The organism is Fibrobacter sp. UBA3718 (assembly GCF_002371935.1).
GTDB lineage: Bacteria > Fibrobacterota > Fibrobacteria > Fibrobacterales > Fibrobacteraceae > Fibrobacter.
Genome location: NZ_DFHR01000022.1, coordinates 179,642 through 205,222, shown reverse-complemented (window position 1 = coordinate 205,222; position 25,581 = coordinate 179,642). Strand labels below are relative to the sequence as shown.

The following is a 25,581-nucleotide window of genomic DNA, read 5'->3' as shown; positions in this document are numbered from 1 at the left end:
ATATGGATTTGAGAGAGAAACCGGGCAAGGTGCAGAAATTTTTGGAACTGATGCTTCGCTTCAGGTTGATTTTCGTGGTTCTGATGGTTGTTTTGACGGTCACCTTATTGGCGAAGGATTGGCAGGCGGTCAATACGCTTCCGATTGCTGCATCCGAAGGCATGGGCATGTGGCTTGCGAATCTGGATGGTGTTGGCGCTTTCTGGAATTCGGCGCAGTACCTGTGTGTCGCCGCTATTGCGATGTTTGTCCTTTCTTTTGTCTTTGGCGGAATCCGTGGCGGTCTCGGTTCCGTGGTGGCCGCGGTTGCGCTGATTGCATCGCTAGGCTTCCTTGATGGGGCCGAGGGAATGCAGTTGCCTTTCTACGGTGCTTTTGCCGGAGTTGCGCTTCTGCTTTTGCTGTTTGCGAAGTGGAGTGTCGCCTGCGCGCTTTTCCCGTTTGCGCTTTCGTGGGCCTTGATGACCGGCTTTGTGGCGTGGTTGCCGCTGATTCCCGGCAATGCGTGGCTTGTCTGGGCGGTTCTGAGCGTGGTCGGGTTTGCAAACGTCGTGGCATTTGCGCTTGTTGCTGGCAAGGAACTTTCTGAAGGATCGCCTCAGGCGGGAGCCCTCGTGAAGGCTGGCAAGAAAATGTTCCTGCCGGTTTGTGTTTCTAGCCTGCTCTCGCTTGCGGCCGTCACGGTCGACATGGGGAATGCCTCGGGCAAGGAAATAGCCGGTGCTGTGATTCTCTGGGTCGCTTTTGCAATCTGGTTTTTCGGATTTACGTTCGGAACGATGGCTTTCTGCCCGTGGGAACGCCTGCGTGCGGGTAGCCGCCGCGTCCAGCTGAAGGACAAGAAGAAGACTTCCAAAAAATAAAGTGCGCTAATAAAGTGCGCCTGCGTAATGTCATGCCCGCTATACGAAACTTGGCAATTTATTGCCTTAGTTGAGTTATCCACTCTGTGGACGAAAAGGCGGGCATCTTCTATGACCGAGCCTTATGCGATGTTTAAGCTCTGCTCCCTAATGCACTCGATTTCGTTCTTGAGTTCGATGGCAAGAGCAGCAATCTCTGCGCTCTGGCATTTTGTCCCGAGGGTATTTGCCTCGCGGCCCATTTCCTGAAGGATAAACCCGAGGTTCTTGCCCTGCGCGCCGCCTTTCTTGAGCGCGTCCAGGAACAGCTTGTTGTGGCTGTGGAACCGCGTGATTTCTTCATGGATGTCGAGCTTGTCGGCCATGATGCAGGCTTCCTGCAACAGGCGCACGTCGTCGATTTCGCTATCCTTCATCAGGCTGTCGATGCGTTCCTTGAACTTGACCTTCCATGTGTCGATGCGCTGCGGGTCCAGCACCTCGATTTTCGTAAGCACGTCTTCCAGGTGGGCAACGCGCTTTGTGAGGTCGGCCGCGAGATTCGCGCCTTCCTTTTCGCGCATGGCGATAACGCCGTCCAGCGCCTTCGAAAGTTCTTTCTTCAGGTGCTTTTCCCAGGCTTCGTTATCGGCTCCCGCGTCGGTAAACTGCAATACTTCGGGAATGGCGAGAATGTGGTCGAGCGTAATTTCGCCTGCGATGCCGTGCTTTGCCTGCAGGGCCTTCGTAATCTCGACGAACTTCGCAACAGCCGCGTCGTTGTAGCACACGGGAATGTTCCCGACGGCGCCTTCGCCGAGCGTGATGGAAAGATTCACCGAACCGCGTGCGAGCTTGTCTTTCACGATCGCCTTCAGGTCGTTTTCGAGGTAGGCGAAGTTTTTAGGAATCTTGCTTGAAATTTCGAGGAAACGGCTGTTCACGCTGCGCACTTCGATAACGCAGGTGGTTCCGTTCAATGTGGATTCGCTCTTTCCGAATCCGGTCATGGAAATGATGGACATGTCTAAACCTTCGAAATAGTGGCAATCACGTGTTCTGCGCCAAAGTTCTTGAGTCCGAATGCGGAAAGGACCTTACTCAGCGTATGGTCGCTCTGGAAGTTGATGTTCTCTATCTTGAACCCTTCCTTCTTGCAGAGCGTGTAGAAGTCCTTTACCGTCAAAAGGCGGATGTTCGGCGTGTCGTACCATTCGTACGGCAGTTCCTTGGACTTGGGCATGCGTCCGTGGAGCATGAGGCTTCCGCGGGTGGTCCAGTGCCCGAAATTCGGGAACGTGACGATGGCCTTTTTTGCGACGCGCAACAGTTCGTTCAGGAGTGCCACGGGGTCGCGGATTTCCTGGATGGTGCGGTTGATAATCGCGTAGTCGAAGCTTCCGTTCTTCAGGTCCGAGATTCCCTTGTCGTCGAGGTCGCGCTGGATGACCTGCACGTCCTTCTCGAGGCAGTCGAGGATACCCGTGATGTTCTTCTCGATGCCGAATCCCGTGACGTTCTTCTTCTGGATGAGGAAGTCGAGCAGGTCGCCACTGCCGCAACCGAGGTCGAGCACGTGGCTGTCTTCCTTCACGAGCTTGCCGAGCAGCTTGAAGTCGCTCTCTTCGTGGAAAACGGGAACGGCCTGCGTGCCTTGCTGCGGGATAATCTTTGAATCGAGGAAGCGGCCTACGGCCTTGCCGAGTTCGCCCACTTCGATAAGGAATCCGTCGTGCCCGAACTGCGTGTCGAGTTCGAGGCTTGTCACCTTCTTGCCCACGTTCAGGAGTGCGCTCGTGATGCGGCGGCTCTCGTGCGGCGGGAACAGCCAGTCGGTGGAGAGGTTCACGTTCAGCACTTCGGCCTTGATGTCCTTGAAGGCGTTCTCGATGCTGCCGTATTCGGTTTCGAGGTCGAATGCGTCGGTCGCGTGCGCGATGTGCAGGTAGCTGTTCGCGTCAAAGCGGTCCACGAACTTTTTGCCCTGGTAACGCAGGTAGCTTTCGATAGGTAGGTTCAGGTCGAACGGCGTGGAATACGTGACGGCGTGGCTTTTGTTTTCCTGTGCCTGCGCGCGCTTGAACTTCTGCTCCATGCCGATGGCGCTGAGGTAGGTGATGTGCGCAAGTTTGCGGGCATTCGCGAGGCCCACGTCGGGTTTTGCGACACCTTCACCGTAGAAATCGCCGTTGTTGTAGTTCGGATCCTGCGTAATCACGTCGCGGGCCACGACTTCGAAACCGAGCGCCTGGCTCGAGAAGCGCGGGGAACTCGCGATAATCACGATGCGTTTCACCTGCTCGGGGTAGTAGATGGCCCACTTCATCGCCTGGAAGCCGCCCATCGAGCCGCCCATGACGCAGTAGAATTCCTTGATGCCAAGGCCGTCGGCGAGTTCTTTCTGGGCGTGCACCATGTCACCTATCGTAATGGTGGGGAAGGTGCTCCCGTAGGGCTTGCCCGTACGCGGGTTCACGCTTGCGGGGCCCGTAGTGCCCTTGCAGCCGCCCAGGATGTTGCTGCAGACCACGAAGAAGCGGTCCGTGTCGATTGCCTTGCCGGGGCCGATGAGTTCATCCCACCAGCCGGGCTTCTTGTCGCTTTCGGTGTACCAGCCGGCAGCGTGTGCGTCGGCGGTCAAGGGCGAGCAGACCCAAACCGCGTTGTCGGCGGCGGCGTTCAGCTTGCCGTATGTCTCGTAACGGATGTTGAGCGCGGGGAGCGTCTTTCCGTTTTCCAGCGCAAAACCGGCCTCGCCATAGTCCTTGACGAAGTCTTTCGGCTCCACGGGGCCGATGCTGGATTTATGCAAATATTCACTCATATGCATAAATATAGCAATTTGTGGATGAACGGTGGCCGCCGCACTTCTAGAAGGCGTTTTTTGGCCGGCGAGGGTAAGTTTTATGGCTGGTGCGGGCGAATTTTGGGGCTGATTTGCCATCGGGGCGTATAAATTCCCCTTTTTTTTGCTGAATCTATATGCCCTTTATTAGTTTGTGCGTGACAAAACGGATGCGGTTGTGCGCCTATGTGCGTGTGAGGGGCATATAAATAGCCCGTTTTGCCGTGTCTTATATGCCCCAGGGCAAAAATGGCGTGCTTTTTTTAAAGGCAAAAGAAACATTAAGGAGGAAAAATGCGCTTTATGAAAAACTTGTTCGTTCTGCTTGTGTTCGTGATGCTTGTCGCCTGCAGTGACGATGAAAGTGATTTGATTTCGCGCCCGGACACGAAGGAAATTTCATCCAGCGTTTTATCGTCGTCGATAGAGTCTAGCTGTTCTGCGAATTCTTCTTCCAGCGTTACGCCGAAGTCGAGTAGCAGTCAAGGAGATGGCGGCTCCCATTCATCAAGCTCGGGGCAGGCTCCGGCCGCCATGACAAGCAGCAGCGTGAAATCTAGTAGCAGTCTTTCCGAGGGATACATAGACCCATCGACTGTAATTGAGGGAACCTTGATCGATTCTCGCGATGGCCAGTCTTACAAGACGGTAAAGATTGGTAATCAGTGGTGGATGGCAGAGAACCTGAATTACGCATTCGTTGGCGTTCCTTATAGCGATGGGGACTACACCTCCGATTCCACGAGCTGGTGCTATAACGATTCTGCAGAATATTGCGACAAGTACGGTCGCCTTTATACGTGGGCGGCTGCGATGGACAGCGCTGGTTTGTGGAGCACGAATGGCATGGGCTGCGGCTATGGAAAAATATGCTTCCAGAAATACCCGGTGCGTGGTATTTGCCCTGAGGGTTGGCATCTGCCCGACACGACGGAATTTCGCACGCTATTCAATGATGTTGGAGGCTCATCTTCCGCAGGCGATATGCTCAAATCTGTAAGCGGTTGGAACGACGATGGAAATGGCTCGGATTCCTATTCGTTTGCAGCGTTGCCTGCTGGCGTGTATGGCGAGGGGAGTTTTAAAAGTGAGGGCATCTCCATGGCCTTCTGGAGTTCTAACAATCGTCTTACCGAGCAGACGTTCACTGCGTATTTGAATAATGCAAACACTAGTGTAGCGCTGCTCATTTTGAGGCCGAATTTCGGGTTCTCGGTCCGCTGTTTGAAGGACTGAGTGGTGCACCGATTCATGCTATGATCTAGAAATCTTTGCTGTAAATAAGGTTCAGCGAGGCCTTGGCTCCGAACGATTCCTTGAATTTGAACAGGGGAAGATTCAGGTATTCGCCGCAATCTTCGGTCGAGATTCCCCACGAGAATTTCTTGATTCCGTCTTTCGCGGCTTCGCGCATGACGCTTATGTAAATGGCGGTCGAGGGCTGGAAGTCACGGATTTCTACGTTCGGGGCGATATACTGCGCATGCCGGACGCTCACTTGTTCAAAATCAAACATCATCATTCCCGCGACAAATGTCCCGCCTTTCCATAGGGCGCGGAATTTTACCTCGTTTGCGATGCGGTTGTGCTTGAGGTCGAGAAGTTCTTCGAGCGTGTGGACGGGCTTCACGTTGAACTTCGCTTTCGAGATGCAGAGGTGCCTGTAGAATTCGGGCAGCTCCGCGTCTGTCACTTCTCGGTATTCGAGGTTGTGCGGAAGCGACTTGCGGAATACCGAGCGGCAGGAATCCTTGCAGGTTTCGAAGGGGTCTTTGTTTGGGTCGAGCGTGCAGAAGGCGCTCAGTTCGGTCTGCCTTGTATAACCGCGGTGCTCCAGGGTGTATTCCAGGAGGGCTGTCGAATCCAGGGCGAAGAGGCTCGATGTCGGGCGCATCCGGACTCTTTTGCAGATGCCTTTCAGATAATTTTCCGCAAATTCGACGATGCTTGCGATGCGTTCCGCGGTGTAGTAATGCTTCGAGATGATTGGGCCGCCGAAGGTGGATCCCTGGTGCGAAATCCATTCGCCGGATTCCGTGATGTTGCCGGGGAAGGCGGCGACGATGATGCCGCTCGATTCCAGCATGAACGATGCGTCTTTGAATCGCCCTTGCGGATGGTAGTTCAGGAATCGCCTTGTCTGCAAAAAGGTGCCGTTTACCGATTCGTTCATCACGAACCGGTCCCAACGCGCCTCGAGGTGCGAATCGTACGGCAAAACACTGAACATGCCTTAAAGATACAAATCTACCGCCTGCAGAACATAAAAAATTGTATATTACTTTCATAATATGCCGAATTTTGAAGAAAAAGCGCAAATCATCCAGTTGCCCAAGTTCCTCGACGAACGCGGGAACTTGAGCGTTTTGGAATCGGGAAAGCATGTTCCGTTCGAAATCCGGCGCACCTACTGGATTTACGACGTGCCGGGCGGTTGCCTGCGCGGGAGCCACGCTTTCAGGACGGAGAAGGAATTTATCGTCGCGCTTTCGGGCAGTTTCGACGTGGTCGTTCACGACGGTACCGAGGAAAAACGCCACTCGCTTTCTCGCTCGTACTACGGGCTCTACCTGCCCCCGATGCACTGGCGCACCCTCGACAATTTCTCGACCAATTCGCTTGCGCTAGTCGTTTCTTCGGCGGATTTTTCCGAGGAGGATTACATCCGTGATTTTGACGAGTTTATCCGCGAGGTACGCAAATGAACGAGCAGGATTTGAAGAAAGCCCGCATCGACATGTGCTCGCTCATTGAACTCCCGAGGATAAGCGAGCGTTCGGGTAGCCTTACGCCTATCCAGAATTCGAAGGAGATACCCTTCGATATCAAGCGAGTTTTTTACCTGTACGATATTCCCGGCGGCGTGACGCGCGGTGGACACGCGCATAAGGAATGCCACCAGCTGCTGGTCGCGGCGAGCGGCGCTTTCGATATCAAGGTTTCCGACGGCGAGAACGAGAAGGTCTACCGCCTTGACCGTCCGTATTTCGGGCTGCACATTCCGCCCGGAGTGTGGGCCGAGGAACTCGGGTTCTCTTCGGGCTCCATTTGTCTGGTGCTCACTTCGCACGAGTTTGACGAGAGCGACTACTGGCGCGATTACGGCGAATACCTCAAGTTCAAGAAGGAGCGGTAATGAAGATTCCTTTCCTTGACCTGAAACAGGTGAATGCTCCCTACATGGACGCTTTGAAGGACGCTGCCTCGGCGGTCGTGGAATCGGGCTGGTATATCCGCGGATCCTATTGCGATCGCTTCGAGAAGGAATTTGCCGCCTACTCCGGCTTTGCGCACGGGGTGGGTGTCGGGAACGGGCTCGATGCCCTCACGCTCATGCTTCGGGCATCCGTCGAACTTGGCCGCCTGGCTCCGGGTAGCGAAATCCTTGTGCCCGCGGATACCTACATCGCGACGGTACTTGCGGTGAATGCGGCAGGGCTTGTGCCCGTGCTCGTGGAGCCCGATGAGAATACTTTCAACATCGACCCGCAACGGCTTGCGGATGCCTGCACGGAAAAGACGCGCGGGATTCTCGCGGTGCACCTGTATGGGCGCTTGGCCGACATGAAGGCAATTAGCGAATTTGCCAAGACGCGCAATCTCCTTGTTTTTGAGGACGCGGCGCAGTCGCATGGTGCACGGCTTGGTTCGGACGCTACGTCCGCCGGTTCAAAAAGCGCCGCGGTCGCTTACAGTTTCTACCCGACGAAAAATCTCGGGGCGCTCGGCGATGCGGGCTTGGTTTTGACCGACGATGCCGAACTCGCCCGCGTGGTGCGGATGCTCGGCAATTACGGTTCCGAACAGAAGTATGTGAACGAGTATCGCGGCGTCAATTCCCGCCTCGACGAAATTCAGGCTGCCTTCTTGCTCGCGAAACTCCCGCATCTTGATGCTTTGAACGCACGCCGCCGCGAAATTGCGGCCCGCTACGTGCGCGAAATCAGGAACCCGCTGGTGCGATTGCCCGAAATTCCGGCAGACCCGCGGGAGCATGTGTGGCATGTGTTTACGGTACGCACGCCTGACCGGGCGACCCGCGATGCCTTGCAGGGACATCTCGAGGCCCGCGGTATCGGGACGCTTATCTTTTACCCGATTCCTCCGCATTTGCAGCAGGCCTACGCGGCCGGGCCGGAGGGTGAAAACTTCTTGCTTCCCGCGAATCCGAAATTCCCGATTGCGGAGAAGATTGCCGAGACCGTGTTGAGCATCCCCGTGTCGCAGGTCCTTACGGACGGCGAAGTTTCCGAAATTATTGGAGCGATGAATGAATTTGTTCGTTAGAATCATCCGCAAGCTGTTGCGGACTTCGTGGGTGCTCTTTTTCAGGAGCATTTCGACAGCGAAGCCCGAAGGCGAGTTCCGCTCCATTGCTCCCGTACTTTGCGAAGGCAAGGGCCGTATCGTCGTGGGGGAGGGAACCTCGTTCGGGTTTATCGAGGATGCGGATTACTGGACATCTTACGAGTTCTTGAACGTGCGCAACAAGGATTCAAAAATCGTAATCGGCAGGAACTGCCAGATTTGCAACCACTTTACCGCCGTTTCCGAAGGCGAGGGAATCGAAATCGGCGACAATGTGCTCATTGGATCTTCGGTGACCTTGATGGATAGCGACTTTCACGAAATCGACCCGTCGAGACGCATCGGAGGGAATCCCAAGATGGGCAAGGTGACGCTCGCGGACAATGTGTGGATTGGCGACCGCGTGACCATTCTCAAGGGAACGTCGATTGGTGAAAATTCTGTTGTCGCGGCGGGTGCGGTCGTTTCGGGCGAGTTCCCGGCGAACGTCGTCATCGGTGGTGTCCCCGCGCGTGTCATTCGCGAAATAGACAGCGTGCAGTCTCCAAAAAAAGTAGGCGGCTGACGGTGGACCATTCCTCTAAAATATGGAAACTGTTCTTCGGCTCGGGTTCGGTGACGCTATTCAATACGCTCCGTGCCTTTGTCATCAACAAGCTTTTGGCCGTGTTCTTGCCGCCTGCCGCATTCGCGTGTGTCGGGCAGTTCATGAACTGGATGAGCATCGGGCAGGCGACATCGAGCCTTGCGATGCAGAACGGCTGGGTGAGCCTTACCGCACAGAACAAGGATAACCTCAGAAACCTGCACGGCATTTGGCGTGGCGGATTCCGGCTCACGACCTTTGCAACGATTTTTACATGCGTCGTCGCCGTCATCTTCTGCTTCGTGGCCCCGCTTGAATCGTTGCTGCCGGGGGTGCATCCGCGCCTTGCGCAGGCGGCCATCCTCTTTGCGCTTCCAGGAATGCTTGCTACCAACATGGTCGCGATATGCTCTGCGGTGATGAACGGCCTTGGGCTCGTGAAGCGCTGGGCGCTCATCCAGATAGTCGCGTCGCTTTTCCAGATGCTCTGGGTCGCGTTCTTCCTCTATTCCGGTCGCCTTTCTGTGCTTTCCATCATCGCGACGCAGTCGATTGTCGCAGGAATTTTTGCCGCCCGCGTGGCGGCACGTGCAGGATTCAACATCAAGACCTTCAGGGAATCGGTTCTGGATGTTCGCAAGCCCTGGTGGTCGTATGCCATGATGGGACTTGTGCCGATGATTGTCGCGCCGCTCGTCCTTATGGTTGTGCGTTCGCTCGTGGGTTCTGAACTCGGCTGGAATGCCGCTGGCATCTGGCAGGGCGTCTACAAGATATCGGACTTCTTTGCGTCCATCTTCTCGGCAATCCTCGGGGTGCTTGTCTTGCCGCGTATTAGCCGTAACATGACGCATGATGCATTCCGCAGGGAATTCTATCCGATTTTCCTGCGCATGATGGGCTTTACGCTCCTGTTCTGCATCGCGCTTTACTTTGGACGTAGCCTTGTCGTCGCGATTCTCCTTTCGGGAGCGTATGCGCCTGCGGCGGATTTTATGCCGATTCAGTTGCTGGGCGACCTGTTCCGTTCGGGAGGCTGGTGCTTTGGCATGGTGCTAGTAGCTCGCCGCGAAACGAAGGCTTTCCTCGTTATCGAGGTGGGGGCGAACCTTCTCTTTGCCGTGGGAACCTTCGTTGGAATCAGGTTGTTTGAACTGCAAGGCCCGATGCTTGCCTATGCGCTCGAAAACTTTGTGACGCTGGTCGTTCTCGCCATAACGGTCGGGAGGCTCAAATGGAATACTCCATAACGAACATGTTTGCCGAAAAGATAGACGAAAACGTTTACGTGAAGGCTTTTGTGCAGGGCGCCGAAACGGAACAACGCGAAATGCCGCCGCTCGTGTCGGTGCTGATGGCCTGCTACAACCACGAAAAGTACGTGGAGGCTTCGGTGCGCTCCGTGATGGCGCAGAAGGGCGTGCCGTTTGAACTCATTGTCATTGACGACGGCAGTTCTGACAGGTCTCCCGAAATTCTCGAACGCCTGCAGGCCGAACTCAAGTTTACCTACGTAAACCGTCCGAACAAGGGCCTTGTCCCGACCATGAACGAACTCTTGTCCATGGCGCGAGGCAAGTATTTTTGCAGCTTTGCTTCCGACGACATCATGCCTCCGGACCGTCTCAGGCTCCAGAGCGACTACCTGGAATCGCATCCCGGCAAGCCCATCTGCTTTGGCCAGGTCATCAATATGGATGCCGATGGCAAGCTCGAATCGGCTCCGGATCCGCGATACACTTCGGGAATTCCCGAGGTGACGTTCGCCGAGGTGTTTCTCGGGAAAAAGGAACTCCACGGCTGTTCGGAAATGATTGACTGCAGGGTGTTCCGCGACCTGGGCGGCTACAATGCGGAATTCGTCATCGAGGATTTCCAGATGATGCTGAAGTTCCTTTCGCTATACGAACCCGTCCCTGTTCTCGATACAATCTGTTGCTACTATCGAATCCATTCGACGAATATTTCGGGCAAGAAGAACTGGCTGTACGAAAATACGCTCAAGGTCATCGACAAGTATTCTTCGCATCCGCTGTACCGGCAGGCCGTGAACACCTGGAAGTCGCACTGGTTTTCGATGCTTGCCTATTGCGACAAGAAGGAGGCCCTTCGCAGGCTACCGCAGCTCTGGTCGTTCTCGCTCCCGTTCTTCAAGCGCTTCCCCAAGCTCTTCATTCCGCGCTTTTTGCTAAAGCGGTAATCTGAAAATCTTTTTTAGAGTCCCGCGCACCCCGAGGGTCGCGAGGTTCGTCCACAGCGAAAGCGGAAGGGAAAGCGCTTTTGCGATAGGGCGGGGGAAGGTGGCGAACAGCTTTTGCCTGCGCCGAATCCCCTTGCGGACCGATTCCGGTCGCCATGCGCTGTCGAAATGGTGGATGCAGTAGGTGTCGCCGGTCGTGCGGATTTTCCCGTCGATGTAGCTCTTGGGCGAAAACGCGCTTTCGGGCAGGATTTCGGTATTGGGGAATTTCTCAAATGCGTCCGCCAAAATTTTCGGGAGCACCATGTCGTCTACGCCCGATTCGCGGTATTCGAAGTGCGTGTGGTGGTAGAATTCGAGAGCAGCCTTTATCGGTTCGCATCCCGCCTCGCATCCCATGGCCGCCGCCTCGATGCGCCTGGAACCGTTTTCGTAGCCGAAAGCATTCGGGCGGTTCAGCAGCGGGTCGAGTGGACGCAAAACTTCCACGTCGGTATCGAGGTAGAAACCGCCTTCGTTGTAGAGGGCGTAGAGCCGAACGGCATCGGCCGCGAATGCCCATTTCTTTTGTCCGAGCGCCTCCAGCACCCAGGGGATGCCTGTGGCTTGCGCTTTTTCTGCATTCCACTTGATGAACTCGAAATCGGGCAGGAACTTCTGCCAGCTTTCAAGACAACGTTGTGCGCTTTCGGGGTAGGGTTCGCCGGAAAACCAGCAGAAATGAATCTTCTTCGGAATCATCCGTGCCTCCGTAGTGCCCTTACGAGCGTCGTCTTTCCGGCAAAGGAAATCAGTGCGGCGGTCTTGTTGCGGAGCCGGGTTCTCGGGTTGAACAATGTTCCCATCCGCAAATCCTTGATGTGATTCCATGCGCGTTCGCGGTAGTCGGCGAATTCGGGCGTGTCTTCCGTGCGCATCAGAATGCTGCAGCTTGCGCTGAAGAGGTTGCTCCTTGCTGCTCTTTCGAGCCTCGCTCCCTTGCCTTTGACCTGGCTGCATAGCGCCTCCGCGATATCCAGGAGCTCCGCCTTTTTCCGGTTGTAAGAGGTGGCGAGGATGCTTGAGGAATGTCTGCGGTTGTGATAGAGGGGATCAGGCACGAATGCGACAAGTCTTGCATCCAGAAGGACCTGTGGGATTGTAGCCATGTCTTCGAAGAATTTTCCTGGCGGAAACCGTTGGCCTTTCCAGAGGCTGGCCGCATAAAGTTTGTTCCATGCGGAATAGTCGGGGCGGTCGTTCTGGTACAATGCATTTGCAAGCGCCCTCGTGGGGGAGAGCCGGATGCAGTTCCCGGAGTGGGGACTGAATCCGTAATGCGCCCGTAGCGTCGAAATTGAGCCCGCTTTCTGCGGGATATCCCCGAAATGGAGTTTGCCGCTGCAGGCGATGTCCGCACCGGTTTGCATGATTGCATCGAAGAGAGCCTGCAGAAAGTTCGGGGCGAGCATGTCGTCGCTGTCCACGAAGGTTATCCAGTCGCCCTGCGCGGCTTCGATTCCTGCGTTGCGCGCTTCCGAGAGCCCCTTGTTTTCCTGTGTGACGATGCGGAAGCGTAAGTCTTTTTCGGCGATAGCCTTGGCTATGGATGCGCTCCCGTCCGTGGAACCGTCGTCGACTACGATCGCTTCGAAATTCCGGAACGTCTGCCCGTATATGCTCGCTAGGCAGTTCGCGAGGAAGGGCTCCGTATTGAAAACCGGGATGATGACGCTTATCGCAGGCATGGGCGGGCCCGAATCCTATTTTGGGAGATTCTGCACGACTTCGCCCCAGCCCATCTGCACGATGGCTCCGGCCCGGACCAAGTCCCCCTGTTGCTTCTCGTAGGTCTTCAGGAGGGTGTTGTAGTCGCGCGTGTCACGGACCAGCTTTGCCTGCTTGCGAATTTTCTTGTAGAGCATGTCCTGCTTCCACTGTGCGATGTCGGCAAGCCCCTTGCAGCTTTCATCGAGACTTTTGAGATAGGCGGGTACGGCGTCAAGGAAGACTTTTTCGAAAGGCTTGGACTTTTCCTTGGCTTCGATGACGAGGTTCTGTTGCGCGATGATGTTCTTGCGGATTTCGCTCATCAGGCGTACGATGCGCTCAAAGTCCACCTGCGGCCAGATGCGGTTGAATGGCCACATCTTTTTCCAGTGGAATTTAAAAATGGACTCGTGGGCGGCGTTCTTTGCCCTCAGGAGTTCTTTCAGGTTCTCGAAGATAATCTGCGATGGCAGCTTTTTTGTTTCGTTGCTTTCTGTCATTCTATGAAAAATATACAAAAAAGAGCGTTCCTTGCCATATATCGCCTTTTGGGGTGCAAATTTTTCTATAAATTTGCTTGCTTTTTTCAAATTAAGTATTATTTTCTTATTAATCATATTAAATCAATTCTAATTCGAAGGATTATCTATGAATAAGCAAAAGTTCAAGATTCTGGCCATTGTCGATGGCGTGCTCATCGTGGCCCTCGTGGTCGTGATGTTCGTGTTCAAGGGTCAGCTCAACGAGCAGGCACAGACAACGGTCAAGGAACAGGTCGGTGCCTACAAGGCGGCCGTGAATACGACACTCCAGGAACAGTGGAAGTCGATGGACCAGTACGGCATGGCTTGGAAACTTGTCTACGCGACTATCGCGGGTGCGAATACCGAGGCGGCATTCGATGCCAACGTGAAGAAGATTTTTGAGGATACGGGTGCCCGCGTGAAGCAGCTCTCGTACATGTACACGGCGGCAAGCATTCCGGATAAGGTCCAGAGCGACATCAGCGCGGTCGGCCTTGCCGAACAGTTCCTCCTGAAGGACGAAGGCGGCGTGAAGGAAGTTGCCTGTGGCAAGAACTGCGTCGTCAAGTTTACGTTTGTCAAGGGCAAGCTCAAGGAGAGCGACTACAAGGCCCTCGTCGAATACAATTTTGCTGAAAACTTCACGGTTGCGAAAGCGGCCCCCTACCATTTCGAATAAGGAGAGTATAGGATGAATAGTAAGAACATTGCCATTGTTTTGTCCATCCTGGTTGTCGCTGTCGCGGCGCTGGTCCTTATGCAGAAAGGCAACTATGTAGGCCAGGCGACCGAACACTATAATACGACAACGAAGGCGAACTACGACGCTGCCACTGAAATCTTGAGCCGCGTGAACAATTCTGCCGACGTGAACAAGCTTGTGTGGGCGTTGGCCAGCGAAGCGAAGCAGACGGTGAAGACTTCCCAGGATATGGCGAAGCTCGAAGCCAAGTACTTCCCGACCACGAAGGGTGCCAACAGCATCGCGAACAAGACTCGCCGTTTCGAGGCCACGAGCGCCTACTTCATCGTCTCCAGTTTTGACAAGGTCGATGTCGACAAGAAGACTGAACTCAAGACCCTTTCGGGCCTCAATTCTATCGACGTGAGCGCGCTTTACGGTGAATTCGTTGCCGCTCAGGAAGAAGAAGTGGAAGGCGAGGAAGAAGAGGGCGACGAAGCTGTCGAAGAAGCCCCGGCTCCCGCAAAGCCTGCAAAGGCCGACAAGGGCAAGAAAGGCAAGAAGGGTAAAAAGCGCTAATCGCTTGACACTTAATAAGATACGGAAAAATGAAACACGACTCTAAAAAGGGTCGTGTTATTTTTTATGGAAGATAATAAAGCGTTGGCCAAGGAAGGGGAGGGTGCAGGGAGGGGACCGTGCGGCCTTCGCAACTCCGAGCTGGGTCCCCTCCCGCATGTTTTTTCTAAATTTACGGCGTAAAATTTAAACCGAGGTTTATAATGCTCATTCTTCGTGGTACGCCGGCTCTGTCGGATTTCCGTCTCCAGAAACTTTCTTCCGATTTCAAGGCTGCGGGGCTCTCTGTCGCTTCCGTCTATGCTGAATTCCTGCATGTGGTGGACCTGTCCGCCGAACTTTCCGATGCAGAAACTGAAACGCTCAAGAAGGTGCTGCACTACGGTCCGGCCCGCGAACCCAAGGCTCTCGAAGGCGAACTCTTTGTGGTGTGCCCGCGTCCGGGTACCATCAGCCCGTGGAGCTCCAAGGCAACGGATATTGCTCACATTTGCGGCCTCCCGGCCATCAAGCGCATCGAACGCGCTATTGCATACTATGTAAAGTTTGAAGGTGCTGCACCGGCTGGCGCCCGCGAAAAGATTTCCGCCAAGATTCACGACCGCATGACGCAGGCCGTGTTTGCCGACACCGCCTCCTTGGAAGTCCTCTTCAGCAAAGAAGAACCGCGTCCGCTGAATGTGATTCCGGTGCTTACCGAAGGCCGCGACGCCCTCGTGAAGGCTGACAAGGAAATGGGCCTCGCTCTGAGCTCCGACGAAATCGATTACCTGGTGAAGAACTTCACCGAGCTCAAGCGCAATCCGACCGACGTGGAACTCTACATGTTCGCGCAGGCCAACTCGGAGCACTGCCGCCACAAGGTGTTCGGTGCCGAATGGACCATCGACGGCGTCAAACAGGACAAGTCCCTGTTCCAGATGATCAAGAACACCTACCAGCTCCACAACTCGAACATCTTCAGCGCCTACAAGGACAACGCCGCCGTGATGAAGGGCGCTACCGCCGGCCGCTTCTACGCTGACCCGCGTACGAACAAGTACGACTTCCACAACGAAGAAGTCGATATCTTGATGAAGGTCGAAACCCACAACCACCCGACGGCGATTTCTCCGTTCCCGGGTGCCGCTACTGGTAGTGGTGGCGAAATCCGTGACGAAGGTGCCACGGGTAAGGGTTCCAAGCCGAAGGCCGGTCTCACGGGCTTCAGCGTTTCGAACTTGAAACTGCCGGGTGCAGTCCAGCCTTGGGAAAAGGACTTCGGAAGCCCGTCCCGCATTGCGTCGGCCCTCGACATCATGATCGAAGGCCCGCTCGGTGGCGCTGCGTTCAACAACGAATACGGCCGTCCGAACATCCTCGGTTACTTCCGTACTTTCGAACAGGAAGTCGATGCCCAGAACGGCAAGGAAGTCCGCGGTTACCACAAGCCGATCATGTTGGCCGGTGGTCTCGGTAACATCAAGCATGAACATATCGAAAAGGGCCACATCGATCCGGGTGACCACCTGATTGTGCTCGGCGGTCCGGCGATGCTCATTGGTCTCGGTGGTGGTGCTGCTAGCTCCGTGCAGAACGGTGCCGGTAATGAATCTTTGGACTTCGCGTCTGTGCAGCGTGAAAACCCCGAAATGGAACGCCGCTGCCAGGAAGTCATTGACCGCTGCTGGGCGATGGACGAAGAAAACCCGATTACGTTCATTCACGACGTGGGTGCAGGTGGACTTTCGAACGCCTTCCCGGAACTCGTGAACGATGGCGGCCTCGGCGGTAAGTTTGAACTCCGTAACGTGCCGAACGATGAACCGGGTATGAGCCCGTTCGAAATCTGGAGTAACGAATCCCAGGAACGCTATGTGATTGCAATCGCCGGCGACAAACTCGATGTGTTCGACGCGATTTGTAAGCGTGAACGTTGCCCGTATGCCGTGGTGGGCGAGGCCATCCCCGAAAAGCACTTGACGCTTACCGACAAACATTTCGGCACGACTCCGATTGACATGCCGCTGGGCGTGCTCCTCGGTAAGCCGCCCCGCATGATCCGCAACGAAAAGAGCCAGAAGCGCCCGCTCAATTCCACGGTGGTTCCGGCCGATGCAACTATCAAGGACGTGGCTCACCGCGTGCTCGCGAACCCGACCGTCGCCGACAAGACGTTCCTCATTTCTATCGGTGACCGTAGCGTGACGGGTATGATTTGCCGCGACCAGATGGTTGGTCCGTGGCAGGTGCCTGTCGCCGACTGCGCCGTGACCAGCGCAACGCTCGACTCGTACGAAGGTGAAGTGATGAGTATGGGCGAACGCGCTCCGGTTGCCTTGATTTCTCCGGCTGCCGCTGCCCGCATGACGGTGGCTGAATCCCTTACGAATATGGCTGCCGCTTGCGTACCTGATATGGGCCGCGTGAACTTGTCCGCAAACTGGATGGCTACGCCGAACTACGAAGGCGATGGCGCAGACCTCTACGAAGCCGTGAAGTCCATCGGTATGGAACTCTGCCCGGAACTTGGCATTACGATTCCGGTGGGTAAGGACTCCATGAGCATGAGCACCGTGTGGTCTGACGCTCAGGGTAGCCACCGTGTGACCGCTCCGATTTCGCTCGTTATCAGTGCCTTTGCTCCGTGCGCCGACGTGCGCAAGACGCTTACCCCGCAGCTGTTGCAGGACAAGGATTCGACCCTCGTTCTCGTGGACCTCGCTCGTGGCAAGAACCGCATGGGCGCATCCATTGCCGCTCAAGTTTACTGCAACCTCGGCGACAAGGCTCCGGATGTCGATAGCGCTAAGGAACTCCGTGCCTTCTTCGAAACCATCCAGAAGCTCAATGCGGCTGGCAAGATTATGGCCTACCACGACAAGAGCGATGGCGGTCTCTACACGACGCTTGCCGAAATGGCATTCGCAGGCCACGTGGGCGTGACGGTGAAGGCCGACGCCCTCAAGGGTAATCTCATCGACGCATTGTTCAACGAAGAACTCGGTGCCGTGCTCCAGGTGAAGAATGCCGACCTTGCGGCTGTGCGCGACGCATTTGCTGCCGCTGGTCTCGGCGATACGGTTTCTGAAATTGCAACGCTCAACGATTCTTACAACTTGGTCATCGGCGACTACGCCGAAGGCCTCTCGGATCTGCGCGCCATCTGGAGCGACACGACCCGCCGCATCGCGGCCCTCCGCGATAACCCGGATTGTGCCGAAAGCGAATACAAGCTCAAGCTGGAACAGGACAATCCGGGTATCACGCCGAAGGTCACCTTCGACGTGGCGGCGTCCGCCAAGATTGTGAAGGACTACGCAAGCCGCCCGAAGATGGCAATCCTCCGTGAACAGGGCGTGAACGGCGAACTCGAAATGGCTGCCGCCTTCCAGAAGGCAGGCTTTGAATCTATCGACGTTCACATGACCGACATTCTCGAAGGTCGCGTAAGCCTCAAGGACTTCAACGGTCTCGTGGCTTGCGGTGGCTTCAGCTACGGTGACGTTCTCGGTGCTGGCGAAGGCTGGGCCAAGAGCATCCTCTTCAACCCGAAGGCCCGCGCCGAATTTGAGGCTTACTTCAACCGCAAGGATACCTTCACGCTGGGCGTCTGTAACGGCTGCCAGATGGTCTCTAACCTCAAGGACTTGATTCCGGGCGCTAAGCATTGGCCGCGCTTTGTGCAGAACCTCTCCGAACGCTTCGAAGCCCGCTTCTGCACGCTCAAGGTCGAAGACACTCCGGCTGTGCTCCTCAAGGGCATGGCAGGCTCCGTGCTCCCGATTGCGGTCGCACACGGCGAAGGCCGCGCGGAATTCGCTAGCCGCGAAGCCGCCGAAGCCTGCCTGAAGACCGGTCTCGTGGCGCTGCGTTACGTGGACGGCAAGCACGAATACACCGAACGCTACCCGCTGAACCCCAATGGCTCTCCGTTCGGCATCAACGGCCTCTGCTCCGAAGACGGTCGCGCCCTCGTGATGATGCCGCACCCCGAACGCGTGTTCCGTACCTGCCAGTACTCCTGGCACCCGGCAGAATGGGGCGAAGACGGCCCGTGGATGCAGTTGTTCCGCAACGGCCGTATCTTTGTTGGGTAATTCTTCGGGGAAGCATGTCCCGCTTGAAAGCTATAGCCTTTTTTGTCATGCTGTCGGCTTTTGGCGCTTCTGCGTCATTTGACAGCAATGACAATCCGTGGGAAAAATCCCCATTCCAAAAGGCTAGCGATGCGAAAGTTCCGAAAAAGGACAGCGTGGAGAGCGCCGCACCCAAAGCAAGCAAATGGGAACGTTATTTTACGGATAAGCGCGACGGTCGGAAATACGAGATTGCCGTTATCAACAAGAAGGCCTGGATGGCGGAGAACTTGAGGTACCGCAGTCCCAATAGCGAATGTTTCAACGGTGAAGAATTAAACTGCAAGGAAGAAGGCGGTCGCTTCTATACATGGGCGTCTGCGATGGGCGTTGAAACGAAATGCAACATTTCGGAATGTAAATTGTTGGCCAAGCCCTATATTCGTGGTGTCTGTCCCGAAGGCTGGCATATCCCAAGCGATGCCGAATGGAAGGAAATGCTCTATTATGTCAAAAGCAAGGCTGGCTCGCTTGCAACCCGGGCCTTAAAATCGACCTACGGATGGAAAAGGGAAAACGGGACGAACGAATCGCATTTTAATATATATCCGTCGGGTTTCAGGTTCATGAGTGGAAACTTCCTGGATCGCGGGGTGACTGCGAAATTCTGGAGCACTTCGCAGTTGAATGCCAGGTCTGCAAGGAGCTACGTCCTTAGGGAATACTATAGGGACGCCTCGTATATGTACCCCGATGAAGAATACAAGGAAAACGAGCTCAATGTCCGCTGTGTCGCGGACGAATAACCGCTACGGAAAAAACAAACCGCAGAAGGTGTACTCCTGCGGCTGGTGTAATTTGTTGCTGGAATTCTAGAAGCTGAATCCCGCGACGATGTTGTTGCTCAGGAACGGCAGGAATCCGAGCGCTACGACGGCGATGCTGAGTGCCACGATGACTGCGCGTTGACGACGCGTGAGGCGTAGCGGTGTAAGGTGTCCGTCGGGCTCGTCGACCCAGGCGCTCTTGATAAGCTGTATGTAGTAGAACAGAGCGAGAACGTTGTTCAAGACGGCGAAGGCGACCAGCATGTAGTGGCCGGTAGAGGCTCCGCTGTAGAACAGGTGAAATTTGCCGAAGAATCCCGCAAGCGGCGGAATGCCGGCGAGGCTGAACATCGAAATCGCAAGCGAGATGGCGAGGCTTGGGTTCTGCTTCGAAAGACCGCGCAACGAAGCGAAAGTCTCTTCGCGGTGGTGCCCGATGATGCCGAACACGAAGAATGCGAGGTAGTTCGAGACCGCGTAGACGAACAGGTAGTAGATGATGGCCGTTTTTGCCGTGGCGGCAGGGCCGAGGAGGGCGACCATGATGTAGCCCGCCTGTGCAATGGAACTGTAGGCCATGAACCTGCGGAGTCTGCTCTGCTTCAGGGCGCCAAGGTTACCCACGAAGAGCGTGGTGCCGGCCAGGAGCGCAATGAGCGGTGCTATCTGTTCCTGGATGGGGGCGAGGGGGCCGAAAACGAGCACCACGAGGAATGCGATGGCGGTTGCCTTCGAGGTGACGGAAAGGACTGCTGTGACGGGAGTCGGCGCGCCTTCGTAGACGTCCGGGGCCCAGGTGTAGAAGGGGAACAGCGTGAGCTTGAATCCGATTCCGCAGAAGAGGAAGAGTACGGCAACCCAAAGGAGCGGGCTTGTGCCAGATGCCACGGCGGTCTGGATTTCGCTAAAGTGGAGAGAGCCTGCGAAACCGTAGAGGTAGCTGAATCCGAACAGTTCGAAAGCGGTGGCGACGGAACCCATCAGGATATACTTGGTGGCCGCTTCGCTTCCGAGCTGGTCCTTCTTGTTCCAGGCGGTGAGCGCATACATCGGGATGGTCGCGATTTCGAGGCCGAGGAAGAAGGTGAGCATGTCGCATGCCGAAACGACGGTCACGCCGCCGAAGGTCGCGAATGCGATGGCTCCGATGAATTCTGCAATCTGGTGCATCTGCGGTTTGCCGTCGGCTCCGTGCTCGAAGTAGTCCTTTGCAAACCACATGCCGAGAATGGCGCTCACGAGGAGCACCTCGCGCATGAGTACGCCGAAGTCGTCGATACGCCAGTTGCTGATGAAGAACCGGCCTTCGCCGCTAGCAAGCGGGATGAAGTTCAGCAAGATGAAAATGGCGATGAAACCGAAATTTGCGATACGCCAGGGCATCTTGGATTGCGCGTTGCAGAAGAGGCGGCTCCCGATGACGATGAACGGGAAAATCAGCAACAGCAGGTCGGGAATAAGAAAGTGTGACGTTGAAAAATCGAACATGGTTTAACCTCCAATCCCGCCGATGACGGGCTGGGTGGCTGCAGAAATCTTTGCAAATATCGGGGCGATACTCCAGTCGAGCATGTCGGAAATCCAGCCGGGGCAAATGCCGATGAACAGGAGGCATGCGACAAGCACGACGATGACGAGCTTTTCGCGGAAGCATCCGTCGGTGAGACTCTCGTATTTTTGCGGGAGCGGGCCGTGGAGCATGCGGTTAGCCGTCTGCAGGATGTAGACAGCGGTCGTCGTAATGGAGAGGATAGCGAGAATCGTGACGATGCGCGTGAGGGTCGAATCCTGTTGGAAGGCGCCGATGAAGATAGTGCTTTCGGCGATAAACCCGCTGAATCCCGGCAGTCCGAGGCCCGCAAAGCCTGCGAGTACGAAACCGACGCCGAGGAAGGGCATCTTGCGCATGATGCCGCCCATCTGCGTGATGTCGCGGGTGTGCGTGCGTTCGTAGATCATGCCGATGGTCGCGAAGAAGAGGCCCGTGAGGAATCCGTGCGAAATCATCTGGAGGCTGGCGCCGCGCAGGCCGACCGGCGTAAGTGCCGCAAGGCCCAAGAAGATGAGGCCCAGGTGGCTGATGGAACTGTAGGCGGTGATGTACTTGAGATCCTTGTGGCGGAGCGCGATGAAGGGGCCGAGAACCACGTTGAAGATGAGGAGCGCCACCACGTAGGGGAGCCAAATCTTTGCCGCTTCGGGCATGAGGAACATGGCGACGCGGAGACATCCGTAGGCTCCCATCTTCATCATCACGCCGGCGGCGAGCATGGAGACGGCCGTCGGGGCGGCGGAGTGGCCGTCCGGACTCCAGAAGTGGAATGGGAACAGGGAACTCGATACGGCGAATCCCATGAACATGAGCGGGAAGGCCCACATCTGGAATTCCATCGGGAGTGTCACCTTGGAAAGCTCCATGATACTCCAGCTGTTTACGCCGCCTTCGAAGTAGAGTCCGAAGAGGGTCGCGAGAATCATGGAAGATCCGAACGCGAGCGTCAAGGTGAGCTTCTTGCCACCGTAGTCGCGCTTGCCGCTGCCGTAGCAGGCGATCATCAGGTACATGCAGAGCGCTTCCATCTCGTAGAATACGAAGAACAGCACGAGGTCGAAGCTCATGTATACGCCGTAGACACTCGTTGCAAGAATCTGGATGAGCGCGAAGAATACCTTCTGGTTGCCCTTGATCCTGTAGCTTACGAGGACTCCTGCCCATACGATGAACGCGGTGAGCGCGAGCAGCAGCATGTTGAGGCCGTCGGCCCCCACTATATAGTGGGCATTGAACATCGAAAGCCAGGGAATGTCAGTAAAGAACCGAAGCAGGAGCGGTGCCGCGACTTCGTTTGCGGAAACGCTTCCTATGGCGTAGACGCGGAAGGTGAGGTAGCAGACGATGCCGAGAACGAGGGTCGCGGAGGCGGTGTGGATTCCGCGGAGCAACCTTTCGCGAGCCGCCGGAATGGGAATGCAGGCGAGAACCGTGACGAGCGGGATGACCCAGATGAGGTTAAAAAGTATTGTATCCATATTGCACCTACAGGGGAAGCTGGCCGAAGAAACGCCAGAGGAGAACGCCCACAATCAGTGTGCCGAGGTAGAAGGGGAGATAGCCCGCCTGTGCCGTGCGCACAAGGTCGCCCAGCTTGTGGATGAACCAGACGGAAAATGCGAGCAGGCCTTCGATGACGTAATCGTTGAAGGCGCGTGCCACCCATGCGATGCCGCCGAAAATGAACTGGCGCACGACGGTGTAGTACATCTCGTCGAAATAGAACTTGTGGTAGATGACCTTGTAAATGCCGCTTCGGTTCGTCTCGTCGAGCGCGCGTTCTATTTTCGCCTTCGGACTTGCATAGAGGAACCAGGCGATAAGGAGTGCGATAATGGCGACTGCTACGGCGACAAACGGTATCCACTCCGCATGGGCGAGCTTGAGCATCACGGGAACGTGCAGATTTCCCGGCGTGAAGTACTTTTCGAAGAGTCCCTTGCCGAGGAGACCGCTCAGGAGTGCGGGAACGGCCAATACGACAATGGGGAGCGTCATTGCAAAATCTTCGTGCACATGGCCTGCGCGAACGCCCTCATGGCGCGGTTCTCCGTGGAAGGCGAGGAAGAACAGGCGGAACATGTAGAACGTGGTGAGCCCGCTCGTGAGGAGGGCAAGCGCAAATACCGCATAATGTTGGCCCTGGAAGGCGGTGAGGATGATTTCGTCCTTCGAGAAGAAACCGGAGAACGGCGGAATTCCCGAAATCGCGAGCACGGAAATGAGGGTGCAGATGTAGGTGACTGGCATCTTCTTGCGGAGTCCACCCATCGCATCGAGGTCGTTCGTATGCACCTGGTGGATGAGGCTGCCCGCGATAAGGAACAGGCTGCACTTGAAGAAGGCGTGCGTGAAGATGTGGAAGGTCGATGCCGTCCAGCCCGTGGTGAACACGGCCTGGCCGATCTTGCATGCTCCGAGAGCGAACATCATGTAGCCGAGCTGCGATAGCGTGGAGTAGGCGAGGATTCGCTTGATATCCTTTTGCGTGCAGGCTATGACGGCGGCAAACACCATCGTGAAGGCGCCTACCCACATGATGAGCGTGAGTGAATCCCCGCATGCAGCGAAGAACGGGAAGAGTCGGGCGACCAGGTATACGCCTGCGACCACCATCGTTGCGCTGTGGATGATGGAGGAGACGGGAGTCGGGCCTTCCATCGCGTTCGGGAGCCAGATGTGCATCGGGAACATGGCCGACTTGCCCCAGCCGCCGGTAAAGATGAGGATTGAACCGAGGATGAGCGCGCTTGCCTGCGACATCTCGATGAGCCCGAGGTTGATTGTTCCCGAGCGGAAGTCGGAGAGCGAAAGCGAGTTGATGGTCGAGAAATCGAAACTCCCGATTACGTAGCTTACGAGCACGATGCCGAGCAGGAAGAAGCTGTCGGCAAATCGCGTGAGGATGAACGCCTGCTTGGAGGCGCTTACCGCGGAGGGCTTGTGGTACCAGAAACCGATGAGCAGGTAGCTGGAAACGCCCACGAGCTCCCAGAAGATGAACATCTGGAAGAGGTTGGTCGCAACGACGAGCCCGAGCATGCTGAAGCTGAACAGCGAAAGCAGGGCGAAGAATCTGCCCATCGCGCGGTCCTCTCGCATGTAGCCCAGACTGTAGATGTTCACCATGAAGCTGATGAACGTGACGACCACGAGCATCATCACCGAGAGCGGATCCACGAGCATCCCGATTTTTGCGACGAGGTCGCCTGCGAACGGGAGGAAGTTGAACTCGAAGAGCGTCGCCTTCTGCGGGGCGTATGTCGAGGTGAAGTAGTGGATGGCGACCGTGATGGCCGATGCCGCGGCAATGCCGTTGCATGCGATGGCGAATGCGGCCGCGGCCTTCGCGTTTCGGTTGCCGAGGAAAAGCCCGTTTACGACAAATGTCAGAAGCGGGAGTAGGAAAATGAGGTAGGAGAGGGTGATGTCGTTAATCATGGAGGTCCCTCAACTGGTCGGCGTCAAGGCTCTTGTGGCGACGGTACATGGTGACGATGATGGCAAGCGCGATTGCCATTTCGCAGGCTGTCACGGCGATGACGAAAATGCTGAAGAGCGCACCTGCCGTTGCATCGTGCGCGGTAAAGTAGGCAAAACTGATAAAGTTGATGTTTGCTGCGTTCAGCATGAGCTCGATGGAAATGAGCATGCCGATGAGGTGACGCCTGCGCATGAGGCCCCAGACTCCGATACCGAACAGCAGGAAGGCAAGAATCAGGCAGTTCATCAAGTTCATTGTTGCACCGCCTTTTCTTTTTCGACTTCGTCCTTGCTCTTGCGTGCGACAGTGATGGCGCAGATGAGCGTCATTAGAAGAAGGATGCTCACCACCTCGAACGGGATGATGAATCCGTCGGGTCCGTAACCGAGAAGCCTCATCGCGATGGGTTCAAGCCCGGAGTAGTTTTCCGGGGAACTGACGGCGCCGCTTGCAAGTTCGGGCGTCGGCAAGATGCACTTGACCATCACGAGTACAAAAGCGATGGAAAGCGCGAATGCGGCAAATACGCGCGGGATTTTTGTGGCGAAGGCGTCTTCGCCCAAGTGGCTTGTCAACAGGATGGTGAACACCACGAAGATGACGACACCACCCACGTAGACCATCACCTGCGCAAGTGCGATGAATTCCGCATGCAAGAGCAGGTAGAGGATGGCTGTCGCGACAAAGCTGAAAATCAGGAACACGGCGCTCTGCAGAATATTCTTCACGGCAACGGTGCAGACGGCGGTAAAGAGCATTACGGCTGCGACCACGTAGAACGCGATGTCCATGCCTCCCATGGGGAAGGCTAGCGGAAGGTCCGGCAACTGCAGGCCGGGCAAATTCAGGTTCGGGAACATTAGCCTTGTCCCTCCTTCTTGTTCAAGATCATTTCGAGAGTATTCGGGTCCGTCGTTGCGACCTCGAAATCCTGGTTCATTCGGATGGCGCCGAACGGACAGGCTTCGACGCAGAGCCCGCACTGGGTGCAGCTCGCGAAGTGGTACACGTAGCGGCCCAGCACCTTCTTGCCCGCGATATTCTTGGTCGAGAGCACGTTGATGGATGCGTTCGGGCAGGCGCGTTCGCACATGCCGCAGGCGGTACAATGGTTGTTCCCGTCTGCATCCTCGATCATTTCGAGGCGTCCGCGGTAGCGCGGATGCATCCGAAGAGTCTTCCTGTTCTCGGGGTACTGTTCGGTGACGATGCGCCTCGGGTCGAAGAAATACTTGAGCGAAACGGAAAGCCCGCACATGAGGCTCCACGGCCCCGTGATGCAACGCTTGAAGTAGCGCTTGAAATATTGTAGTAAGGTAATATTCTCTTGCATAGCAAACTCCCG

At 55.9% G+C, this 25,581-nt stretch carries 24 protein-coding genes; 12 read left to right on the top strand and 12 right to left on the bottom strand.

Annotation, left to right across the window (positions count from 1 at the left end; all coding sequences use genetic code 11):
* Positions 1 to 2: 2 nt before the first annotated feature.
* Positions 3 to 863 (top strand): hypothetical protein, encoded by an 861-nt coding sequence (locus tag B4A77_RS09115; RefSeq protein ID WP_173381900.1) that lies wholly within the window; start codon positions 3 to 5, stop codon positions 861 to 863.
* 122 nt (positions 864 to 985) lie between these two features.
* Here B4A77_RS09115 and B4A77_RS09110 read toward each other — a convergent pair whose 3' ends face one another.
* Both B4A77_RS09110 and metX read right to left on the bottom strand, forming a co-directional pair.
* Positions 986 to 1,867, bottom strand: coding sequence for a YicC/YloC family endoribonuclease (locus tag B4A77_RS09110; RefSeq protein WP_290740084.1), 882 nt, complete (start codon positions 1,865 to 1,867; stop codon positions 986 to 988).
* A 2-nt stretch (positions 1,868 to 1,869) separates the two neighbouring features.
* On the bottom strand, positions 1,870 to 3,666 hold the full coding sequence (gene metX, locus B4A77_RS09105; protein WP_290740081.1) for a homoserine O-acetyltransferase MetX: 1,797 nt from the start codon (positions 3,664 to 3,666) through the stop codon (positions 1,870 to 1,872).
* Between the two features lie 324 nt (positions 3,667 to 3,990).
* Between metX and B4A77_RS09100 the strand changes: the two genes are divergently transcribed.
* Positions 3,991 to 4,923, top strand: a complete 933-nt coding sequence (locus tag B4A77_RS09100; protein WP_290730496.1) for a fibrobacter succinogenes major paralogous domain-containing protein — start codon at positions 3,991 to 3,993, stop codon at positions 4,921 to 4,923.
* A 25-nt stretch (positions 4,924 to 4,948) separates the two neighbouring features.
* On the opposite strand, the gene B4A77_RS09095 is transcribed toward B4A77_RS09100, so the two are convergent.
* Complete coding sequence (locus tag B4A77_RS09095) at positions 4,949 to 5,917, bottom strand: GNAT family N-acetyltransferase (protein WP_290740078.1); 969 nt, start codon at positions 5,915 to 5,917, stop codon at positions 4,949 to 4,951.
* A gap of 61 nt (positions 5,918 to 5,978) precedes the next feature.
* On the opposite strand from B4A77_RS09095, the gene B4A77_RS09090 reads away from it, so the two are divergent.
* The 6 genes from B4A77_RS09090 to B4A77_RS09065 are packed head-to-tail and all read left to right on the top strand — an operon-like array spanning position 5,979 to position 10,781.
* Positions 5,979 to 6,392, top strand: coding sequence for a sugar 3,4-ketoisomerase (locus B4A77_RS09090; protein ID WP_290740074.1), 414 nt, complete (start codon positions 5,979 to 5,981; stop codon positions 6,390 to 6,392).
* The gene (locus tag B4A77_RS09085; RefSeq protein ID WP_173381894.1) at positions 6,389 to 6,823 is read left to right on the top strand and encodes a sugar 3,4-ketoisomerase; all 435 of its coding nucleotides are present in this window, start codon (positions 6,389 to 6,391) and stop codon (positions 6,821 to 6,823) included. Before B4A77_RS09090 ends, B4A77_RS09085 begins: the two co-directional genes overlap by 4 nt.
* Complete coding sequence (locus B4A77_RS09080; protein ID WP_290730488.1) at positions 6,823 to 7,974, top strand: DegT/DnrJ/EryC1/StrS family aminotransferase; 1,152 nt, start codon at positions 6,823 to 6,825, stop codon at positions 7,972 to 7,974. The genes B4A77_RS09085 and B4A77_RS09080 overlap by 1 nt, the downstream gene beginning before the upstream one ends.
* On the top strand, positions 7,958 to 8,560 hold the full coding sequence (locus B4A77_RS09075; protein ID WP_290723983.1) for an acyltransferase: 603 nt from the start codon (positions 7,958 to 7,960) through the stop codon (positions 8,558 to 8,560). The genes B4A77_RS09080 and B4A77_RS09075 overlap by 17 nt, the downstream gene beginning before the upstream one ends.
* A gap of 2 nt (positions 8,561 to 8,562) precedes the next feature.
* Positions 8,563 to 9,831, top strand: coding sequence for an O-antigen translocase (locus tag B4A77_RS09070; RefSeq protein WP_290723981.1), 1,269 nt, complete (start codon positions 8,563 to 8,565; stop codon positions 9,829 to 9,831).
* Positions 9,816 to 10,781: a glycosyltransferase family 2 protein gene (locus tag B4A77_RS09065; RefSeq protein WP_290730485.1), complete on the top strand. Its 966-nt coding sequence runs from the start codon at positions 9,816 to 9,818 to the stop codon at positions 10,779 to 10,781. Before B4A77_RS09070 ends, B4A77_RS09065 begins: the two co-directional genes overlap by 16 nt.
* On the opposite strand, the gene B4A77_RS09060 is transcribed toward B4A77_RS09065, so the two are convergent.
* The 3 genes from B4A77_RS09060 to B4A77_RS09050 are packed head-to-tail and all read right to left on the bottom strand — an operon-like array spanning position 10,770 to position 13,030.
* A complete protein-coding gene (locus B4A77_RS09060; protein ID WP_290740071.1) occupies positions 10,770 to 11,522 on the bottom strand; it encodes a glycosyltransferase family 32 protein in 753 nt (250 codons plus the stop codon). The genes B4A77_RS09065 and B4A77_RS09060 overlap by 12 nt on opposite strands.
* The gene (locus tag B4A77_RS09055; protein ID WP_290740068.1) at positions 11,519 to 12,508 is read right to left on the bottom strand and encodes a glycosyltransferase family 2 protein; all 990 of its coding nucleotides are present in this window, start codon (positions 12,506 to 12,508) and stop codon (positions 11,519 to 11,521) included. The genes B4A77_RS09060 and B4A77_RS09055 overlap by 4 nt, the downstream gene beginning before the upstream one ends.
* 15 nt (positions 12,509 to 12,523) lie before the next feature.
* On the bottom strand, positions 12,524 to 13,030 hold the full coding sequence (locus B4A77_RS09050) for a hypothetical protein (protein WP_173381889.1): 507 nt from the start codon (positions 13,028 to 13,030) through the stop codon (positions 12,524 to 12,526).
* A 148-nt stretch (positions 13,031 to 13,178) separates the two neighbouring features.
* On the opposite strand from B4A77_RS09050, the gene B4A77_RS09045 reads away from it, so the two are divergent.
* The 4 genes from B4A77_RS09045 (at position 13,179) to B4A77_RS09030 (ending at position 19,179) form a co-directional block, all read left to right on the top strand.
* Positions 13,179 to 13,733 carry a hypothetical protein gene (locus B4A77_RS09045; protein WP_290723971.1) on the top strand — a complete coding sequence of 185 codons (555 nt, stop codon included), beginning with the start codon at positions 13,179 to 13,181 and terminating at the stop codon, positions 13,731 to 13,733.
* A gap of 12 nt (positions 13,734 to 13,745) precedes the next feature.
* Positions 13,746 to 14,315: a hypothetical protein gene (locus B4A77_RS09040; RefSeq protein ID WP_290740065.1), complete on the top strand. Its 570-nt coding sequence runs from the start codon at positions 13,746 to 13,748 to the stop codon at positions 14,313 to 14,315.
* 203 nt (positions 14,316 to 14,518) lie between these two features.
* On the top strand, positions 14,519 to 18,394 hold the full coding sequence (gene purL, locus B4A77_RS09035) for a phosphoribosylformylglycinamidine synthase (RefSeq protein ID WP_290740063.1): 3,876 nt from the start codon (positions 14,519 to 14,521) through the stop codon (positions 18,392 to 18,394).
* 47 nt (positions 18,395 to 18,441) lie between these two features.
* Complete coding sequence (locus B4A77_RS09030; protein WP_290740061.1) at positions 18,442 to 19,179, top strand: FISUMP domain-containing protein; 738 nt, start codon at positions 18,442 to 18,444, stop codon at positions 19,177 to 19,179.
* Between the two features lie 66 nt (positions 19,180 to 19,245).
* On the opposite strand, the gene B4A77_RS09025 is transcribed toward B4A77_RS09030, so the two are convergent.
* From B4A77_RS09025 to B4A77_RS09000, 6 genes are read right to left on the bottom strand one after another with little or no spacing between them, the layout of a single operon-like run.
* On the bottom strand, positions 19,246 to 20,688 hold the full coding sequence (locus B4A77_RS09025) for an NADH-quinone oxidoreductase subunit N (protein ID WP_173382534.1): 1,443 nt from the start codon (positions 20,686 to 20,688) through the stop codon (positions 19,246 to 19,248).
* Positions 20,689 to 20,691: 3 nt separating this feature from the next.
* Positions 20,692 to 22,230, bottom strand: coding sequence for a complex I subunit 4 family protein (locus B4A77_RS09020; RefSeq protein WP_290728705.1), 1,539 nt, complete (start codon positions 22,228 to 22,230; stop codon positions 20,692 to 20,694).
* A 7-nt stretch (positions 22,231 to 22,237) separates the two neighbouring features.
* A complete protein-coding gene (gene nuoL, locus B4A77_RS09015; RefSeq protein WP_290728707.1) occupies positions 22,238 to 24,193 on the bottom strand; it encodes an NADH-quinone oxidoreductase subunit L in 1,956 nt (651 codons plus the stop codon).
* Entirely contained in the window at positions 24,186 to 24,491 is a 306-nt protein-coding gene (nuoK, locus tag B4A77_RS09010) for an NADH-quinone oxidoreductase subunit NuoK (protein WP_173365877.1), read from the bottom strand. The genes nuoL and nuoK overlap by 8 nt, the downstream gene beginning before the upstream one ends.
* Positions 24,488 to 25,096 carry an NADH-quinone oxidoreductase subunit J gene (locus B4A77_RS09005; RefSeq protein WP_290723952.1) on the bottom strand — a complete coding sequence of 203 codons (609 nt, stop codon included), beginning with the start codon at positions 25,094 to 25,096 and terminating at the stop codon, positions 24,488 to 24,490. Before B4A77_RS09005 ends, nuoK begins: the two co-directional genes overlap by 4 nt.
* Positions 25,096 to 25,569 (bottom strand): 4Fe-4S binding protein, encoded by a 474-nt coding sequence (locus B4A77_RS09000; protein WP_173365876.1) that lies wholly within the window; start codon positions 25,567 to 25,569, stop codon positions 25,096 to 25,098. Before B4A77_RS09000 ends, B4A77_RS09005 begins: the two co-directional genes overlap by 1 nt.
* Positions 25,570 to 25,581: the final 12 nt, after the last annotated feature.

What these genes read in the sequence shown, in the direction of transcription:
- B4A77_RS09115 (WP_173381900.1), top strand. Translation starts at nt 3, where the DNA reads ATGGATTTGAGAGAGAAACCGGGCAAGGTGCAGAAATTTTTGGAACTG.
- B4A77_RS09110 (WP_290740084.1), bottom strand. Translation starts at nt 1,867, where the DNA reads ATGTCCATCATTTCCATGACCGGATTCGGAAAGAGCGAATCCACATTG.
- metX (WP_290740081.1), bottom strand. Translation starts at nt 3,666, where the DNA reads ATGAGTGAATATTTGCATAAATCCAGCATCGGCCCCGTGGAGCCGAAA.
- B4A77_RS09100 (WP_290730496.1), top strand. Translation starts at nt 3,991, where the DNA reads ATGAAAAACTTGTTCGTTCTGCTTGTGTTCGTGATGCTTGTCGCCTGC.
- B4A77_RS09095 (WP_290740078.1), bottom strand. Translation starts at nt 5,917, where the DNA reads ATGTTCAGTGTTTTGCCGTACGATTCGCACCTCGAGGCGCGTTGGGAC.
- B4A77_RS09090 (WP_290740074.1), top strand. Translation starts at nt 5,979, where the DNA reads ATGCCGAATTTTGAAGAAAAAGCGCAAATCATCCAGTTGCCCAAGTTC.
- B4A77_RS09085 (WP_173381894.1), top strand. Translation starts at nt 6,389, where the DNA reads ATGAACGAGCAGGATTTGAAGAAAGCCCGCATCGACATGTGCTCGCTC.
- B4A77_RS09080 (WP_290730488.1), top strand. Translation starts at nt 6,823, where the DNA reads ATGAAGATTCCTTTCCTTGACCTGAAACAGGTGAATGCTCCCTACATG.
- B4A77_RS09075 (WP_290723983.1), top strand. Translation starts at nt 7,958, where the DNA reads ATGAATTTGTTCGTTAGAATCATCCGCAAGCTGTTGCGGACTTCGTGG.
- B4A77_RS09065 (WP_290730485.1), top strand. Translation starts at nt 9,816, where the DNA reads ATGGAATACTCCATAACGAACATGTTTGCCGAAAAGATAGACGAAAAC.
- B4A77_RS09060 (WP_290740071.1), bottom strand. Translation starts at nt 11,522, where the DNA reads ATGATTCCGAAGAAGATTCATTTCTGCTGGTTTTCCGGCGAACCCTAC.
- B4A77_RS09055 (WP_290740068.1), bottom strand. Translation starts at nt 12,508, where the DNA reads ATGCCTGCGATAAGCGTCATCATCCCGGTTTTCAATACGGAGCCCTTC.
- B4A77_RS09050 (WP_173381889.1), bottom strand. Translation starts at nt 13,030, where the DNA reads ATGACAGAAAGCAACGAAACAAAAAAGCTGCCATCGCAGATTATCTTC.
- B4A77_RS09045 (WP_290723971.1), top strand. Translation starts at nt 13,179, where the DNA reads ATGAATAAGCAAAAGTTCAAGATTCTGGCCATTGTCGATGGCGTGCTC.
- B4A77_RS09040 (WP_290740065.1), top strand. Translation starts at nt 13,746, where the DNA reads ATGAATAGTAAGAACATTGCCATTGTTTTGTCCATCCTGGTTGTCGCT.
- purL (WP_290740063.1), top strand. Translation starts at nt 14,519, where the DNA reads ATGCTCATTCTTCGTGGTACGCCGGCTCTGTCGGATTTCCGTCTCCAG.
- B4A77_RS09030 (WP_290740061.1), top strand. Translation starts at nt 18,442, where the DNA reads ATGCTGTCGGCTTTTGGCGCTTCTGCGTCATTTGACAGCAATGACAAT.
- B4A77_RS09025 (WP_173382534.1), bottom strand. Translation starts at nt 20,688, where the DNA reads ATGTTCGATTTTTCAACGTCACACTTTCTTATTCCCGACCTGCTGTTG.
- B4A77_RS09020 (WP_290728705.1), bottom strand. Translation starts at nt 22,230, where the DNA reads ATGGATACAATACTTTTTAACCTCATCTGGGTCATCCCGCTCGTCACG.
- nuoL (WP_290728707.1), bottom strand. Translation starts at nt 24,193, where the DNA reads ATGATTAACGACATCACCCTCTCCTACCTCATTTTCCTACTCCCGCTT.
- nuoK (WP_173365877.1), bottom strand. Translation starts at nt 24,491, where the DNA reads ATGAACTTGATGAACTGCCTGATTCTTGCCTTCCTGCTGTTCGGTATC.
- B4A77_RS09005 (WP_290723952.1), bottom strand. Translation starts at nt 25,096, where the DNA reads ATGTTCCCGAACCTGAATTTGCCCGGCCTGCAGTTGCCGGACCTTCCG.
- B4A77_RS09000 (WP_173365876.1), bottom strand. Translation starts at nt 25,569, where the DNA reads ATGCAAGAGAATATTACCTTACTACAATATTTCAAGCGCTACTTCAAG.